This window comes from Jiangella mangrovi (assembly GCF_014204975.1).
Classification (GTDB): Bacteria; Actinomycetota; Actinomycetes; order Jiangellales; family Jiangellaceae; genus Jiangella; species Jiangella mangrovi.
This window is the reverse complement of the sequence record NZ_JACHMM010000001.1, coordinates 1262624-1277209: the sequence shown is the minus strand read 5'-3', so window position 1 is coordinate 1277209 and position 14586 is coordinate 1262624. Positions and strand designations below refer to the sequence as shown.

The window sequence follows — 14586 nt, the reverse complement described above, 5'->3', positions numbered from 1 at the left end:
TCGGCATCCTTGCGTCGTTCCCGCGGCGACCTCTCCCGGCAGGTCACCAGGGTCGAGCGAGGCATCCGCGTGCTCAACGGCTCCGACGCGGACGGGCTTGCGGGCATCTCCCGGTTCCTGTTGCGTTCCGAGGCGATCGCCAGCTCTCGTATCGAGAGCATCGCGTCCGCTCCGCAGCAGGTGGCGCTCGCGGAGTTGGGACAGTCGGAATCGGTCAGGGGCGTGAGCGAGCAGGCTCGTCTCGTCGCCAACAACCTGACCGTCGTACGCCGCTCGACGACAGAGCTGGTCGAAGCTGAGTTGCTGACCGTCGAGGGCATCGTCGACCTGCACGCCTCGCTGCTGCCCGAGCAGCCGTCGCGCGTCTTCTGGCGCAGTTCCCGGAAGCGCCGGTCGTGACCGCGACCACGCTGAGGCGGATCCTCGACGTCTCGTTCCCTGCGGCGACTGCAGCGTTGGAAGAGCTGCGTCGGGCCGGCATCCTGCACACCAAGGTCATCGAGCGAGGAGCGACGGCCTACATTGCGCGCGAGGTCTTGGACCTCATTGGATGACACGAGAGCTGGGGCCGGTCGAGAATCGACCGGACCCAGCTCTGCGCGAGTGGTGAAGGGATCAGGCGGCGACGGGCTCCGGCTCGTGGTCGGCGTCCGCGACCGGCTCGTCGGTGGCGGGCTCCTCGGCCACGGGTGCGGCCGGCTGGAAGCGGCGGAAGAGCACCACGCCGACCACCGCGAAGGCGATCATCGCGACCGAGCCGATGCTCGCCACCGTGTTCAGGCCGGTCATGAAGGCCTCGCGAGCGGCCTCCAGCAGCGGCGCCGCCACGTCGCCGGGCAGCTGGGCGGCGGCCACGGAGGCGCCGGCCAGCGAGTCCTGTGCGGCGGTGGCCAGCTCGGCCGGGGTGCCGTCAGGGATGGCCAGCTCGGAGCGGTAGACCGCGGTGCCCAGGCTGCCCAGGGCGGCGATGCCGAACGCGATGCCGAACTCGCCGCTGGTCTCGGAGACCGAGGCCGCGGAGCCGGCCTTCTCCGGCGGGGCGGAGCTGACGACGATGTCGGCGGTCAGAGCGGCGCCCGGGCCCAGGCCCACGGTGGCGACGATCAGGCCGCTGACGATCAGGCCGAGGCCGCCGGTGGCGCCCGCCTGGGTCATGACGAGCAGGCCGATCCCCGCGAGGGCCATGCCGCCGCCGATCACCCAGCCGGTGCCGATGCGCTGGCTCAGCGCCGGGCCGAACATCGTCCCGCCGATCATCGCCACCGACGGCGGCACCAGCCACAGCCCGGCCTGCAGGGGCGAGAGGCCCTCGACCAGCTGCAGGTACTGGCTGACGAAGAGGAAGATGCCGCCCATCGCGAACCCGCCGACGGAGAAGATGCCCAGGGCCGAGGTGAAGCGCTTGTTCTGGAACAGCCGCAGGTCCAGCAGCGGGTCGGTCAGACGCAGCTGCCGGCGGACGAACGCCACACCCACGGCGACACCGAAGACGATCGCGGCGACGGCGGTGGCGCTGACGCCGTCCTTCGCCAGCTCCTTGAGGCCGTAGATGGCCGGGAGGATGGTGCCCAGCGACAGGCCCACGCTGACGAGGTCGAGCCGGCCGGCGTCGGGGTTGCGGTGCTCGGGCAGCAGGATCGGGCCGGTGACCAGCAGCAGGACCATGACCGGAACGCCCAGCAGGAACACCGAGCCCCACCAGAACGCCTCGAGCAGCACGCCGCCGACGGCCGGGCCGAGCGCCGTCCCGCCCATGAAGCAGCTCATCCACACCGCGATCGCGACGCCGCGCTGCTTCGGGTCCTTGAACATGTTGGTGATGAGGCCCAGCGTCGACGGCATGAGTGTCGCCCCGGCGATGCCCAGCGCCGTGCGGGTGGCGATCAGCATCTCCGCGCTCGAGGCCCAGGCCGCAGCCACCGAGGCGGCGGCGAAGAAGACCGCGCCGATCATCAGGAGCTTGCGCCGGCCGATCCGGTCGCCCAGGGTGCCCATGGTGATGAGGAAGCCGGCCACCATGAAGCCGTAGATGTCGGTGATCCAGAGCAGCTGGGTGCTGGTCGGCTGCAGGTCGGCCGCCAGGTGCGGCAGGGCCAGGTAGAGCACGCTCATGTCGAGCGCGAGGAGCAGGGTGGGCAGGGCCAGGACGGCCAGGCCGATCCACTCGCGCTTGCCGGCCCGCTCGATGGGGGCTGCGGTGTCGATGGTCGTCACGATGATCCCTCTCTCAGATCCTTCTCGATCGCGCTGTCACCCGGTACGTCGCGGTGGCCGCGGCGATTTCGACACCGGCTGGCGACGACTTCATGTGACCTGGGTCACACAGCTGCCGTGAGAGGGTGGACCCGTGAAGTACATGCTGCTCATCTACAACACCGCCACCGGCCCCGACCTCGACGCCGAGGCGCGCCTGCAGGGGCACATGACGCTGTTCAAGGAGCTCGACGCGTCGGGGACGGTGCTCAGCTCGGCCGCGCTGCGCGAGAACGACGGCGTGCGGACGGTCCGGTTGTCGTCGCGGGGCGAGGCGCCCGCCGTCACCGACGGGCCGTTCATCGAGGCCAAGGAGCTGCTGGCCGGCTACTACCTGGTCGAGTGCGAGACGCCCGAGGAGGCGGCGGCCATCGCGGCGCGCATTCCGTGCGGCGCCGGCGGGGCGGTCGAGATCCGGCCCGTGAACGAAGAGGTCACCGACCTCGTCCGAGGCGAGGCGCCCTACCGCATCTGACGGCGAGGGGCGGGCCACCGTGTGGTGACCCGCCCCTCGTGCGTGCTCGTGCTGTCGTGCGTCCTCGCGTCAGGCGACCGTGCCGCGGCGGTAGCGGTACAGCAGCGCCGCCCCGGCCACGAGGGCCGCGCCGAGCGTCACCAGCAGGCCGGTGCCGCCGGCGCCGGTGTCGGGCAGGTCGTCGTCATCGGTGGGCGACGGCGACGGGGTCGGGTCCTCGGTCGGCTCCTGCGTGGGCGTGGGGCTCTCGGACGGCTCGTCCGTGGGCTCCTGGGTCGGCTCCTCGGTGGGCTCGTCCGTGGGCTCGTCGGTCGGGTCCTCGGTCGGCTCGTCCGTCGGGTCCTCGGTGGGGGTCGGCGTCGGCGTCTCGCAGTCGATCGGAGCGACGAGGTCGATGCCCTTGTGCACGAGGTCCTGCGGCGGGACGCCGTCGGCCCGGCTGGAGTGGATGACGTCGACCGGCACCCGCCCGCACTCCTCGGCGCCGTCGTCGACGGCGTGCTTGTCCGGCAGCGACACGACGCCCGGCCCCTCGACCCAGACGCCCTCGATGTTCACCGGGGCGTACGGGTGCTCGGCGAGGTTCTCGGTGCCCAGGAACGTCAGCGTGGTGCGGCCGGCGTCGTTGTTGTGGGCGATGATGAACGACTCGAGCTCGTCGGAGTACTGCCAGTCGGCCGAGAAGGCGTTGGCGACGGAGAAGCTCCGGTTGTTCTCCGGCGTGCTCGCCTGCCAGCCCTCGGCCGTGAACACCTCGGTGCCGGTGGCGAACGTCGGGTCGGACGAGCGCCACGCGAACTGGCCGGCGCCGTTGCTGGCCAGCGCGCCCGCACCGGTGGTGTCGGTGAAGATCAGGTAGAACTGCCCGTCGAGGTAGACCGCGCTGGGCTGGCCGGCGCCGTAGTCGTTGCCGGTGTCCTGCTGGTTCGCCGGCGCGATGATGGGCGCGGTGACCATGCGCTCCCAGCTCAGGCCGTCGGAGCTGCGGGCGACGCCGATGGTGGTGGCGCCGTCGTTCACCGCCGCGCCGTAGTACATGTAGTAGGTGCCGTCGGCCTTGACGATCGACGGGTCGCAGGTGTGCTGCCCGTCGAAGCTGCCGTCGCCGCGGCCCTCGAAGACGATGAGCGGGTCGCCCCCGCCGGGAGCGGTGAACGGCCCGTTCAGGTTCGAGGACTCCGCGTACAGGATGTCGTCGCCGGGCACGGCGCCCTGCGGGTCCTGCGCGCAGTACCACATGCGGTACACGCCGTTCTCGGCGATGATCGTCGGAGCGTATTCATAGGCCGCGTCGCCGCCGGTCAGTGGGGCGGAGTTGGGCCGAGGGTTCTCAGTGGTGAGCGGCACGTCCTGGGCGCTCGCCGAGCCCGCCGCGGCGAGAACGAGAACGGCGCCCGAAGCGGCGGCCGCGAGAGCGAACACACTGCGGGTACGTATGGTGTGGTGCCTCATCCAGTCTTCCCATGTTCATGTGCCCGCGCGCAGCACCCTAACAGGTGGGATTACTGGAGGTCGTTCCAGGTGATGCGGAACGGCTGGGTGGTGTCGGGCTCGGCGCTGGTGCCGCCCAGGATGGCCAGCTCGTCCGGCTTGTGCCGCAGCACGTTCTCGGCGTAGTCGCGCGCGGCCTCCTCGAGGCCCACGTCGCGGCCGTGCTGCTCGGAGAGGTACCAGCGGTGCTCGAGCACCTCGTGGAAGATCTCAGGGCCCTCGAGCTTGCCGCGCAACTCGCGCGGGATGGCCCGCAGCACCGGCTCGTAGCCGTCCATGACCCAGGCGTTGGCGACGATCTCTTCGTCCTCGCCCTGCTGGTCGGTGACCGCGGCGTAGGTGTCGAGGTCGTTGAGCAGCCGGCGGGCCTGGTTCTCCTGAGCGTCGATGCCGGTGAGCCGGAGCAGCCGGCGCGAGTGGTGCCCGGGGTCGACGACCTTCGGCTGCACCCGGATGGTGCGCCCGCCGATGTCGGTGACGATGTCGAGCTCGTCGACGTCGAAGCCCAGCTCGTTGAGGCGGTCGACCCGCCGCGCGATGCGCCAGCGCTCGTTGACGTCGAACGCCTCCCACTCCGTCAGCTCGGTCCACAGCGCCTCGTACCGCTCGACCACCTGGTCGCTGACGGCGATGGGGTCGACGGTCTTGTCGAGCTGGCCGGCGGCGAGGAGGTCCATCATCTCGCCGGCGATGTTCGTGCGCGCGGTGTCGAGGTCGTGGGCCCGCTGACCGTCGCTGAGGGAGTTGTGCAGCTCGCCGGTCTCGGCGTCGACGAGGTACGCGGCGAACGCCCCGGCGTCGCGGCGGAACAGCGTGTTCGAGAGCGAGCAGTCGCCCCAGTAGAAGCCGGTGAGGTGCAGCCGGGCGATGAGGACGACGAGGGCGTCGATGAGGCGGTCGACGGTGTCGCGGCGCATCATGCGGGCGAACAGCGCCCGGTAGGGCAGGGAGAACTGCAGGTGCCGGGTGACGAGGACGGAGTCGAGCGACGAGCCGTCAGGGGCCTCGCGGCCGCTGACGACGCCGACGGCCTGCACCGCGGGGACGTCGAGCCGGGCGAGGTCGCGCAGCATCTGGTACTCGCGGTCGGCGAACGGCTTGACGATCTCTTTGAGCGCGTAGACGTTGCCGCCGAGCCGGGTGAAGCGGACGACGTGCCGAGAGATGCCGCGGGGGAGCGCGACCAGGTACCACTCGGGCCACTGCTCGAGCGGCATGTCCCACGGCAGGTCGAGGAGCGCCTGCTGCTCGCGTGGTGCGGCGAGGATCCGAAGCTCCATGGGGACATTGTCCCGTACGGAGCCGCGGACCCTCGCCGTCAGTCGATCAGGTGGTGCTCAGAGGCGTGGATCAGGGCTCGAGGCGCTCGCCCGTCTTGACCGAGAAGAAGTGCTCGCTGCCCTGGCGGACGGTGAAGTTGATCTTCTCGCCCTTCTGCGGCGCGTTGCGGGGCTCGACCCGCGCGATGATCTGGTCGCTGCGCAGGCGGTCGGCCTGCACGTCGGCGGCCGGGCCGGCCGGGCGGCCGTAGACGTAGGCGTCGGAGCCGAGCTCCTCGACGACGTCGACGAGCACCGGGATGCCGCCGATCTCCTCGGCCGAGGCCGGCGTGAGGGACTCGGGCCGGAAGCCCAGGGTGACGGTGTTGGAGCCCTCTTCGGCGACCTTGGCGGAGATGGACGCCGGGATCGGGACGTTGGCGTCGCCCAGCACGGCGCGGCCGTCCTTGACGTCGAAGGTCGCGATGTTCATGGCCGGCGAGCCGATGAAGCCGGCGACGAACACGTTGGACGGCTTGTCGTACAGGCCCAGCGGGCTGTCGACCTGCTGCAGCAGGCCCGCGTTGAGCACCGCCACGCGGTCGCCCATGGTCATGGCCTCGACCTGGTCGTGCGTGACGTAGACGGTGGTGATGCCGAGCCGGCGCTGCAGCGAGGCGATCTGCGTACGGGTCGAGACACGCAGCTTCGCGTCGAGGTTCGACAGCGGCTCGTCCATGAGGAACACCTGCGGCTCACGCACGATGGCGCGGCCCATGGCGACACGCTGGCGCTGACCACCGGAGAGGGCCTTCGGCTTGCGGTCGAGGTACTCGGTGAGGTCGAGCAGCTTCGCGGCGTCGCCGACGCGGCGGCGGATCTCGTCCTTCGGGGTGCCGGCGATCTTGAGCGCGAAGCCCATGTTGTCGGCCACCGTCATGTGCGGGTACAGCGCGTAGTTCTGGAAGACCATCGCGATGTCGCGGTCCTTGGGCGGCATGTGGGTGACGTCGCGGTCGCCGATGCGGATGGCGCCGCCGTCGACCTCTTCGAGGCCGGCCAGCATGCGGAGGCTGGTGGACTTGCCGCAACCGGAGGGGCCGACGAGAACGAGGAACTCCCCGTCCTCGATGGCGAGATCGAGAGCGTCGACCGCCGGCTTGTCGGTGCCCGGGTAGATCCGGGTTGCCTTGTCGAACGTGACCGTAGCCATCGTTGATTTCCCTTCACCGGCAGGTACGTGCCGGACGATCCGTTGTGAAGTGGACGAGGTATGAAGTTGTCCCGCAGGTTTCCGAGAGGTTGCGGGTGTTACGAGACACTATAGGTCGACGTGCGCTGCGTCACCCGGGCGTGACGTAGGTCACGACCAGCTGCACGGTACCGTCCGTTCATGACGGTGCGGCTCAGCGACGTCGCCCAGCACGCCGGCGTCAGCGAGGCGACGGTCAGCCGGGTGCTCAACGCCAAGCCCGGCGTGGCCGCGCAGACGCGGCAGGCGGTGCTGGCGGCGCTCGACGTGCTGGGCTACGAGCGGCCGAGCCGGCTGCGCTCGACCAGCGCCGGGCTCATCGGGCTGATCGTGCCGGAGCTCGAGAACCCCGTCTTCCCGGCGTTCGTGCAGGTCATCGAGACGATCCTGGCGCAGCGCGAGTACACGCCGCTGCTGTGCACGCAGACGCCCGGCGGAGTCACCGAGGACGAGTACGTCGAGATGCTCCTCGACCGCGGCGTCGCCGGCATCCTGTTCGTCTCCGGGCTGCACGCCGACAGCACCGCGAGCCCCGCCCGCTATCACCGGCTGCGCGAGCTGGGGCTGCCCATCGCTCTGGTCAACGGGTTCGTGGCCGGGCTCGACGCGCCCTTCGTCTCCACCGACGACGTCGCGGCGGCCGAGCTCGCCGTGCAGCACCTGGTCTCGCTCGGGCACCGGAGCATCGGCCTGGCCATCGGGCCGCGCCGGTTCGTCCCGGCTGCGCGGAAGATCGAGGGGTTCACGCGGGCGTTGCGCGGGGTCGCCGGGGCGCCGTCGCCCGAGGGACTGGTCGCGACCTCGTTCTTCACGGTCGAGGGCGGACGGGCCTGCGCCTCGCAGCTGCTCGACGCCGGCTGCACGGGCATCGTGTGCGGGTCGGACCTCATGGCGCTCGGCGCGGTGCGGGCGGTCCGCCAGCGCGGGCTGTCGGTGCCGGGCGACGTCTCCGTCATCGGCTACGACGACTCCCCGCTCATCCCGTTCACCGACCCGCCGCTGACCACCGTCCGGCAGGCGGTGCCGGCCATGGCGGCCGCGGCCGTCCAGGTGCTGATGGAGCAGATCGCGGGCGTGCCCGCCGACCGGTCGGAACTGCTGTTCACACCGGAGCTGGTGGTGCGCGGCTCGACGGGGGCCGCGCCGGCGGGCGCTCATGGGGTGGAGGTTCCGGGGTAAATCACCCTCACCCGTTCAGAAGCCTTTCCGGATCGGCGCGAACACCGTACGGTTCAAAGGCACCAGGAGTACTCCGAGCCGGCGAGGAGGCCCCCGATGCGCATCTCCGACATCATCCGGACCAAAGGCAGGTCCGTCGTGACGGTGCCGCCCGATACCGACGTCCGCACCCTTCTCACCGTCCTGGCCGAGAACCGGATCGGCGCCGTCGTGGTGTCGGCCGACGGCACCACCATCGACGGCATCGCCTCCGAGCGCGACATCGTGCGCGCGCTGGCCGAGCGCGGCGCCACCGTCCTCTCCGAGCCGGTCTCGGCCATCATGACCGCCGAGGTCCAGACCTGTGCGTCCGGTGCGCACATCGACGAGCTCGCCGCCGCCATGACGCTGGGCCGATTCCGGCACATGCCGGTGGTCGCCGACGACGGCCGGCTCGACGGCATCGTCAGCATCGGCGACGTCGTGAAGATCCGCATCACCGAGCTCGAGGTGGAACGCGATTCGCTCTCGTCGTACATTCGCACGGCGGCCACCTGAATTGTCTGATTCCTCTATCCACCGATCGGCCGATCTTTCCCGACGTTAAGCGGCAAATCGGTCAGCGTGTTCCCAGGTCCGGGCGCGTCGACATGCACGACAAGTCGATTTCTGGAAGTCTTTGCCCGTTCTAAATTTGCGCGAGATTGTCATGCGTTGTGAGCAGCCGCGCATTTCTCGGACGTGGTGGTTTTCGAGCCGCCACATCCGGTTGTGGGGACCGCCTGAAATCAAACCCGCAGTCGGAATGGTCACATGCCCTCGTGACCGGAGCCGGAGGGCCCGGCGCCCCATCCTGGGGTGCCGGGTCCTTCGCGTTCACCACGGCGGGCGACGGTGGACAATGGAACCCTGATGCCGACTCCCCGCCGCGCCTGGATGATCTGGGCCGTCGGCATATCCGCGTACATCGTCGCGGTCATGCACCGCACCACGTTCGGGGTGGCGGGGCTCGACGCCGCCGACCGGTTCGACGTGTCGGCCAGCGTGCTCGCGTCGTTCGTCGTACTGCAGCTGGTGGTCTACGCGGGGCTGCAGATCCCCATCGGCCTGCTGCTCGACCGCGTCGGCGGCCGCCGGCTGGTCATCGCCGGCGCACTGCTCATGGCGGCGGGACAGCTGCTGCTGGCGGTGGCGGAGTCGGTCCCCATGGCCGCGGCGGGCCGCGTCCTCGTCGGCATGGGCGACGCACTGACGTTCGTGAGCGTGCTGCGCATCGTGTCGGCCTGGTTCCCGCCCGGCCGGGTGCCGGTGATGACGCAGCTCACCGGCCTGGTCGGGCAGTCCGGTCAGATCCTGTCCGCCGTCCCCTTCGTCCTCGTCCTGCACTCCTACGGGTGGAGCGCGGCGTTCGGCTCCGCGGCCGCGACCGGCGTCCTGGTGTGCGTCCTCGCCGCTGCCGCGCTGCGCGACACCCCGTCGGCGCGCGCCCAGCCGGTGCAGGACCGCTCGATGCGCCACCTCGGTGCGGATCTCGTCAAGGCCTGGCGGCACCCGGGCACGCGACTGGGGCTGTGGACCCACTTCACGACGCAGTTCTCCGGCACGGTGTTCGCGCTGATGTGGGGCTTCCCGTTCCTGGTGTCCGGCGAGGGGCTGTCCGAGACCGCCGCCGGCGCCCTGCTGACGCTGACGGTGCTCGCCGGCGTCGTCGCGGGGCCGGTCATCGGTGTCATGGTGCAACGGCATCCGCTGCGCCGCTCGTGGCTGGTGCTCGGGATCGTGGTCGCGAACGCGGCCGCCTGGACCGCCGTCCTGCTGCTGTCCGGCCGCGCGCCGGGCTGGCTGCTGGTCCTGCTGGTGCTGTCGATGGCGCTCAGCGGCCCCGGTTCGATGATCGGCTTCGACTTCGCCCGCACCTTCAACCCGCCGAACCGGCTCGGCACCGCCACGGGCATCGTCAACGTGGGAGGCTTCCTGGCCTCGCTGCTGACGATCCTGGCGATCGGCCTCGTGCTCGATGCCCGCTCGGGCGGCTCGACGTCCTACGACCTGGGCGACTTCCGGGTCGCGATGTGCGTGCAGTACGTCATGTGGGCGATCGGGCTGATCGGGATCCTGCGCTCACGCCGGCTGGCCCGCCGCCGCATGGCCGAGAGCGGCGTCGTCGTCCCGCCGATCCGCGACGTCATCGCCGCCCGCCGCCGTCGACGCCGAGACCAGCCGTGAACCTCTCGCGGTGGGCGCGGGTGAAGGCGTGCTCGCGCCACGACCACGCCGCGCGCTCCGGCGCCGCGGGCTCGGTGCAGGCGGCCCACCACCGCGCGTTGCGTTCCTGGCGCTCGAGCATGGCGTCGACCAGCCCCTGCCGCTGCTCGCGGTCGAGGCCGTATCCGTCGGCCGCGATCCACAGCTGATGGGCCTGCACATCAGGGCTCGGTGCGGAATCCTTTGACGAGACGCACCAGGTCCACGCCAGGTAGCCGACGTCCTCGAGCGGCTCGCCCGGCGCGGCGAGGTCGAAGTCGATGAGCGCGACCGGCAGCTCGGCACGGAAGACGGTGTTGTTGGGGCCGGGGTCGTGATGGCAGACGACGGGATCCGGGCCGGTCAGCCGGCTTCCGCGAGTCGCGTCGTGGAAGCGGCGCAGCAGCGCCGCGGCGGCGTGCACCTGGTCGTCGGCCCACGGGCGGAATCGGGCCGGGACCTCGCCGTCCAGAAAGCTCAGGATGTCGCGGCCGGCGGCATCGGTGCCCAGGTGGCGGGGTGCGCCGTCGAAGCCACGTTCTTCGAGCAGGCGGAGCAGCGCCGCGGTGAACTCGGAATGCGAACCGATGGGCCTGCGGACCGTGTCTCCCACGCGGACGACTCCCGGCGTGAGGCGGCCGCCGGTCAGTGGCTCTTCGACGGCCACGTGCGGGTGACCCTGAGCTCGTAGAGGTAGGCCTTGGTGATGTGGCCGCCGTACCTCCCGTCGATCAGGCCGCCGATGCAGTCGAACAGCCCGCGGCGCAGGTCGGGCCGGAGAGCGCGGTGCCCGGAGTACGTCGACAGCAGGTCGAGGTAGCCCTGCCGGTCGTAGGTGACGTCGGCGCGGTAGCGGCGGCGGACGGCCGGCTGGAACAGCGGCGAGTCGTCGACCTCATCGGTGATGGGCGCGATGTCGTCGGCCGGGGTGAGCCGCAGACCGGGCGGGGTGGCCGGGTCCCAGCGCTCGTAGCAGTCCTGCACGTGGGCGAAGAAGTCCGCCGTGCCGCCGAGCACGTGCTCGGTCGTCACCGTGGCCAGCGCGCCGCCGGGCCGCAGTACTCGCGCCACGCGTTCGCCTCGAATGCCGGGGTCCAGCCAGTGCCAGGCCGTGAACGACGCGACCAGGTCGGCCGAGGCCACCGGCGCACCCGCCGACCAGTGCTCGAACGCCGCTTCCACCACCTCGACCGGCTGCCCCGCGGTCCGTTCGCGCAGCACCGCCGCGAGGTTCGCCCCCAGCTCGACGGCGACCACCTCGGTGCCGTGCGCCACCAGCCGGCGGGTCGCCTGCCCGGTCCCCGGCCCGATCTCGACCACGCGGCGTCCGGGCGCCAAACCGGCCAGCTCGGCGAGGTCGTCGAAGATCGTCTCCGGATAGCCCGGCCGGCAGCGGTCGTAGAGCTCGGCGTCCTCGTCGAAGATCGTGCGCAGCTCCCGGTCCGCCATGGCGAGGATCGTGCCATGGCGGCCCCGGCGCGGCATCCGAGTTTCCCGCGACCACCCACGATGGTCATCCAGGATCGGTGTGGCGATGCTGTCGCCCCGACCACAGTTCCTTCACACACTCGGCGCAGCGATCTCACACCGTTGTGTGAAGGGGCAGGCGTTGCACTCGTCCGGCGCAGAACTTCGCGGATCGGTGAGATTCCTGGACGATTGAACGCGGAGAACCTCTGGAGATTGGTCGATTCTTGCGGAGCCCGAAGTCGGATTCGAACCGACGACCTACCGCTTACAAGGCGGTTGCTCTGACCAGCTGAGCTATTCGGGCAGGAGAGGAAACGGTACCCGAGCGGGCACCGTCCCCTCCACTGCGTCGGGCGGGGGCGCCGTCAGACGACGGCGCCGTAGTTCGGGTCTTCGCGGCTGCGCTTGTCGACCTTCTTCGGGGCCGGCGGCGGAGCCGGCTGCTTGTCCTCGAGCAGGATCGTGAGCGGCACGGCCGTGAAGTTCGACGAGTACGTACCGATCACGATGCCCAGGACGAGAGCCAGAGCGAAGTCGGACAGCGAGTCGCCGCCCAGGATGAGCAGGGCGATGAGGATGAACAAGGTGCTGGCGCCGGTGTTCACCGACCGCGGCAGGGTGTTGAGGATGGCCGTGTTGGAGACGTCGCTGAACTTCTCGCCGTCCTTGCGGGTCCACGTCTCGCGGATGCGGTCGAACACGACGACGGCGTCGTTGACGCTGTAACCGATGATCGTCAGCAGGGCCGCGAGGAAGATGCCGTCGAGCGGCTTGCCGATCCACGCGAAGATGCCGACGGTGACCACGACGTTCTGGAACAGCGCCACGACGGCGCCGGTGCCGAACGTCCAGCGGAACCGGATGGCGAGGTACGCCAGCTGTGCCGCCAGCGCCACCCCCAGCGCGATGAGCGCGTTGCGCTGCAGCTCGTCGCCGAGGCTGGGTCCGATCAGCTCGTCGCGGACCAGTTCGGAGCCGCCGCCGAGCTCGCCGATCGCCTCGATGACGGCGGCCGCCTGGTCGTCGGACATGTCACTGGCCCGGACGGTGATGTCGTCGTCGCCGGACTCCTGGACGATGGCGGTCGGGAACCCGGCGTCGGCCACGGCGGCGCGGGCGTCGTCGACGTCGATCGGCTCGGTCGTGGACACCTCGACCAGCCGGCCGCCGGTGAACTCGATGCCGAACTCGAGACCGCGGACGACGATGCCGCCGACGGCGAGCACGACCGCGACCGCGGAGATCAGAAGCCAGCGGAGCGGCCGGGTCATGAGCTGCGGGTTGCGCTCGCGCAGCCACAGCCGGACCCGGCCGTGGTGGGCCAGGCCACTGGCATGCGGGTGCTCGCGCAGCCAGCGGCGGTCGGCCACCCACTCGCACAGCACCCGGCTCAGAACCAGCGCCGACAGCAGCGATGCCAGCACACCGATGGTCAGCGTCACGCCGAAGCCACGGACCGGGCCGGAGGCCAGGAAGAACAGCAGCCCGGCGGCCAGCAGCGTGGTGACGTTGGAGTCGGCGATGGCGGACAGCGCGTTCTTGAAGCCGTTCTGGACCGCGCCCCGCAGGCTCTTCGTCGTGCCGTCGACGTATTCCTCTCGGGCGCGTTCGAAGATCAGGACGTTCGCGTCGACGGCCATGCCGATGGCCAGGACGAAGCCGGCGAGGCCGGGCAGCGTCAACGTCGCCCCCAGCACGCTCAGTGCCGCGTAGGCGATGCCGGCGTATCCGACGAGCGCCAGGATGGCCATGAGGCCGACCATGCGGTACGCGATGCCGATGAAGATGGCGGTGGCGGCCATGCCGATGATCGCCGCCCAGGCGCTGGCCTCGATGGCCTCGTCACCGAGCGTCGGGCCGACGACGCGCTGCTCGACGGTGGTGACGTCGACGGGGAGCGCGCCGCCCTCGACCAGGGCGGCGAGGTCCTTCGCCTCCTCTTCGGAGAAGTCGCCGGTGATCTCGGTCTGGCCGCCGCGGATGCCGACGCCGCACTGGACGCTGGTGGTGACGTTGGGCGAGGAGATGACGGTCTCGTCGAGGACGATCGCGATGCGCCGGCGGGGGTCGCCGTCGGGCTGGCAGGCGGCCTCGCTGGTCAGGTTGGCCCAGGTGTCGCCGCCGTTGCCGGTGAAGTCGAGGGTGACGAGCCAGCCGCCGCGCTGGACGTCGAAGATGGCGTCGGCGCCGTCGATCTCCTCGCCGGTCATGGCCGTCGGGGCGAGCAGCAGCGGCTGGCCGGACTCGTCCGGCAGCACCAGCTGGTCCTCGCCGCCGGGCGCCGGGGTCTCGCCGGGTGCGGGCGTCTCGGCCGGGGCGGCCGGGTCGGTGGGTGCCGGGGTGGTGCCGGCGAGCACGTCGGTGCCGGTGTCGCCGGTGGAGGTCGAAGGCTCGATGGCGCCGCCGACGCTGCCCTCGGTGGCGGGCGGCGTGGCGGGTGGCGTGGCCGGCGGCGTCTCGGCCGGCGGGGTCGCGGGCGGCGTCTCACCCGGAGCAGGTGTCTCCACCGGAGGCAGGCCGGAGGTGTCGTAGCCGGTGACGGCGTGCACCGTCAGCTGGGCGGTCTGGCCCAGGGCGTCGGCGGCCTCGCGCGGGTCGGAGACCCCGGGCAGCTCGACGATGATGCGCCGGTCGCCGGACCGGCTGAGCGACGGTTCGGAGACGCCGAGGGCGTCGACCCGGCGCCGCAGCACCTCGAGGGCGCGGTCGGTGGACTCGGCGTTGGCCTCGACGGTGTCGGTGCTCTGCGTCTCGAGGACGATCTGCGCACCGCCCTCGAGGTCGAGGCCGAGGTTCGGGGAGGCGGTGAGGGTGACGAAGGCGGAGCCGGCCAGCACCAGCAGGGCGGTGACGGCGCGGGCCGCGCGGCCGCCGTCGGACGCGCCGTCGCCGCGCTTCTTCGCGCGCCGTCTGAACAGTGCGTACGTGACCAGGATGACGGCCGTCGCACCGCCGACGAGGTAGAGCGCGGTCATGCGATCCAC

13 protein-coding genes and 1 tRNA gene are annotated in these 14586 nt (G+C 71.1%); 6 read left to right on the top strand and 8 right to left on the bottom strand.

The window, feature by feature from the left end; all coding sequences use genetic code 11:
• Positions 1–9: 9 nt before the first annotated feature.
• Positions 10–399, top strand: a complete 390-nt coding sequence (locus tag HD601_RS05885; protein ID WP_221440576.1) for a Fic family protein — start codon at positions 10–12, stop codon at positions 397–399.
• Positions 396–554 (top strand): hypothetical protein, encoded by a 159-nt coding sequence (locus HD601_RS32985; protein WP_221440575.1) that lies wholly within the window; start codon positions 396–398, stop codon positions 552–554. The genes HD601_RS05885 and HD601_RS32985 overlap by 4 nt, the downstream gene beginning before the upstream one ends.
• Positions 555–615: 61 nt before the next feature.
• Here HD601_RS32985 and HD601_RS05880 read toward each other — a convergent pair whose 3' ends face one another.
• Entirely contained in the window at positions 616–2214 is a 1599-nt protein-coding gene (locus HD601_RS05880; protein ID WP_221440573.1) for an MFS transporter, read from the bottom strand.
• Between the two features lie 142 nt (positions 2215–2356).
• On the opposite strand from HD601_RS05880, the gene HD601_RS05875 reads away from it, so the two are divergent.
• Positions 2357–2728 carry a YciI family protein gene (locus HD601_RS05875; protein ID WP_184829490.1) on the top strand — a complete coding sequence of 124 codons (372 nt, stop codon included), beginning with the start codon at positions 2357–2359 and terminating at the stop codon, positions 2726–2728.
• A gap of 69 nt (positions 2729–2797) precedes the next feature.
• Here the strand turns inward: HD601_RS05875 and HD601_RS05870 are convergent, their stop codons facing one another.
• From HD601_RS05870 to HD601_RS05860, 3 genes are all read right to left on the bottom strand, one after another.
• A complete protein-coding gene (locus HD601_RS05870; RefSeq protein ID WP_184820159.1) occupies positions 2798–4150 on the bottom strand; it encodes an LPXTG cell wall anchor domain-containing protein in 1353 nt (450 codons plus the stop codon).
• Positions 4151–4230: 80 nt separating this feature from the next.
• Positions 4231–5499, bottom strand: a complete 1269-nt coding sequence (locus HD601_RS05865; RefSeq protein ID WP_184820157.1) for a DUF4032 domain-containing protein — start codon at positions 5497–5499, stop codon at positions 4231–4233.
• Positions 5500–5569: 70 nt separating this feature from the next.
• On the bottom strand, positions 5570–6691 hold the full coding sequence (locus tag HD601_RS05860; RefSeq protein ID WP_184820155.1) for an ABC transporter ATP-binding protein: 1122 nt from the start codon (positions 6689–6691) through the stop codon (positions 5570–5572).
• A gap of 180 nt (positions 6692–6871) precedes the next feature.
• Here HD601_RS05860 and HD601_RS05855 point away from each other — a divergent pair, with 180 nt between their 5' ends.
• The 3 genes from HD601_RS05855 (at position 6872) to HD601_RS05845 (ending at position 10114) form a co-directional block, all read left to right on the top strand.
• On the top strand, positions 6872–7909 hold the full coding sequence (locus tag HD601_RS05855; protein WP_184820153.1) for a LacI family DNA-binding transcriptional regulator: 1038 nt from the start codon (positions 6872–6874) through the stop codon (positions 7907–7909).
• A gap of 96 nt (positions 7910–8005) precedes the next feature.
• Entirely contained in the window at positions 8006–8446 is a 441-nt protein-coding gene (locus HD601_RS05850; protein ID WP_184820151.1) for a CBS domain-containing protein, read from the top strand.
• A 354-nt stretch (positions 8447–8800) separates the two neighbouring features.
• A complete protein-coding gene (locus tag HD601_RS05845) occupies positions 8801–10114 on the top strand; it encodes an MFS transporter (protein WP_184820149.1) in 1314 nt (437 codons plus the stop codon).
• On the opposite strand, the gene HD601_RS35440 is transcribed toward HD601_RS05845, so the two are convergent.
• The 4 genes from HD601_RS35440 to secD all read right to left on the bottom strand — a co-directional run bounded on the left by HD601_RS35440 (position 10074) and on the right by secD (position 14577).
• The gene (locus HD601_RS35440) at positions 10074–10745 is read right to left on the bottom strand and encodes a phosphotransferase (protein WP_221440569.1); all 672 of its coding nucleotides are present in this window, start codon (positions 10743–10745) and stop codon (positions 10074–10076) included. The genes HD601_RS05845 and HD601_RS35440 overlap by 41 nt on opposite strands.
• Positions 10746–10777: 32 nt before the next feature.
• Positions 10778–11581 carry a class I SAM-dependent methyltransferase gene (locus HD601_RS05835; protein ID WP_184820145.1) on the bottom strand — a complete coding sequence of 268 codons (804 nt, stop codon included), beginning with the start codon at positions 11579–11581 and terminating at the stop codon, positions 10778–10780.
• Between the two features lie 251 nt (positions 11582–11832).
• A tRNA-Thr gene (locus tag HD601_RS05830) sits at positions 11833–11906 on the bottom strand.
• Between the two features lie 61 nt (positions 11907–11967).
• Complete coding sequence (secD, locus tag HD601_RS05825; RefSeq protein ID WP_184820143.1) at positions 11968–14577, bottom strand: protein translocase subunit SecD; 2610 nt, start codon at positions 14575–14577, stop codon at positions 11968–11970.
• Between the last annotated feature and the right edge of the window lie 9 nt (positions 14578–14586).

Coding starts and splice junctions, on each gene's coding strand:
- HD601_RS05855 (WP_184820153.1), top strand. CDS start 6,872: ATGACGGTGCGGCTCAGCGACGTCGCCCAGCACGCCGGCGTCAGCGAG.
- HD601_RS05835 (WP_184820145.1), bottom strand. CDS start 11,581: ATGGCGGACCGGGAGCTGCGCACGATCTTCGACGAGGACGCCGAGCTC.
- HD601_RS05865 (WP_184820157.1), bottom strand. CDS start 5,499: ATGGAGCTTCGGATCCTCGCCGCACCACGCGAGCAGCAGGCGCTCCTC.
- HD601_RS05875 (WP_184829490.1), top strand. CDS start 2,357: ATGCTGCTCATCTACAACACCGCCACCGGCCCCGACCTCGACGCCGAG.
- HD601_RS05860 (WP_184820155.1), bottom strand. CDS start 6,691: ATGGCTACGGTCACGTTCGACAAGGCAACCCGGATCTACCCGGGCACC.
- HD601_RS05845 (WP_184820149.1), top strand. CDS start 8,801: ATGCCGACTCCCCGCCGCGCCTGGATGATCTGGGCCGTCGGCATATCC.
- HD601_RS05850 (WP_184820151.1), top strand. CDS start 8,006: ATGCGCATCTCCGACATCATCCGGACCAAAGGCAGGTCCGTCGTGACG.
- secD (WP_184820143.1), bottom strand. CDS start 14,577: ATGACCGCGCTCTACCTCGTCGGCGGTGCGACGGCCGTCATCCTGGTC.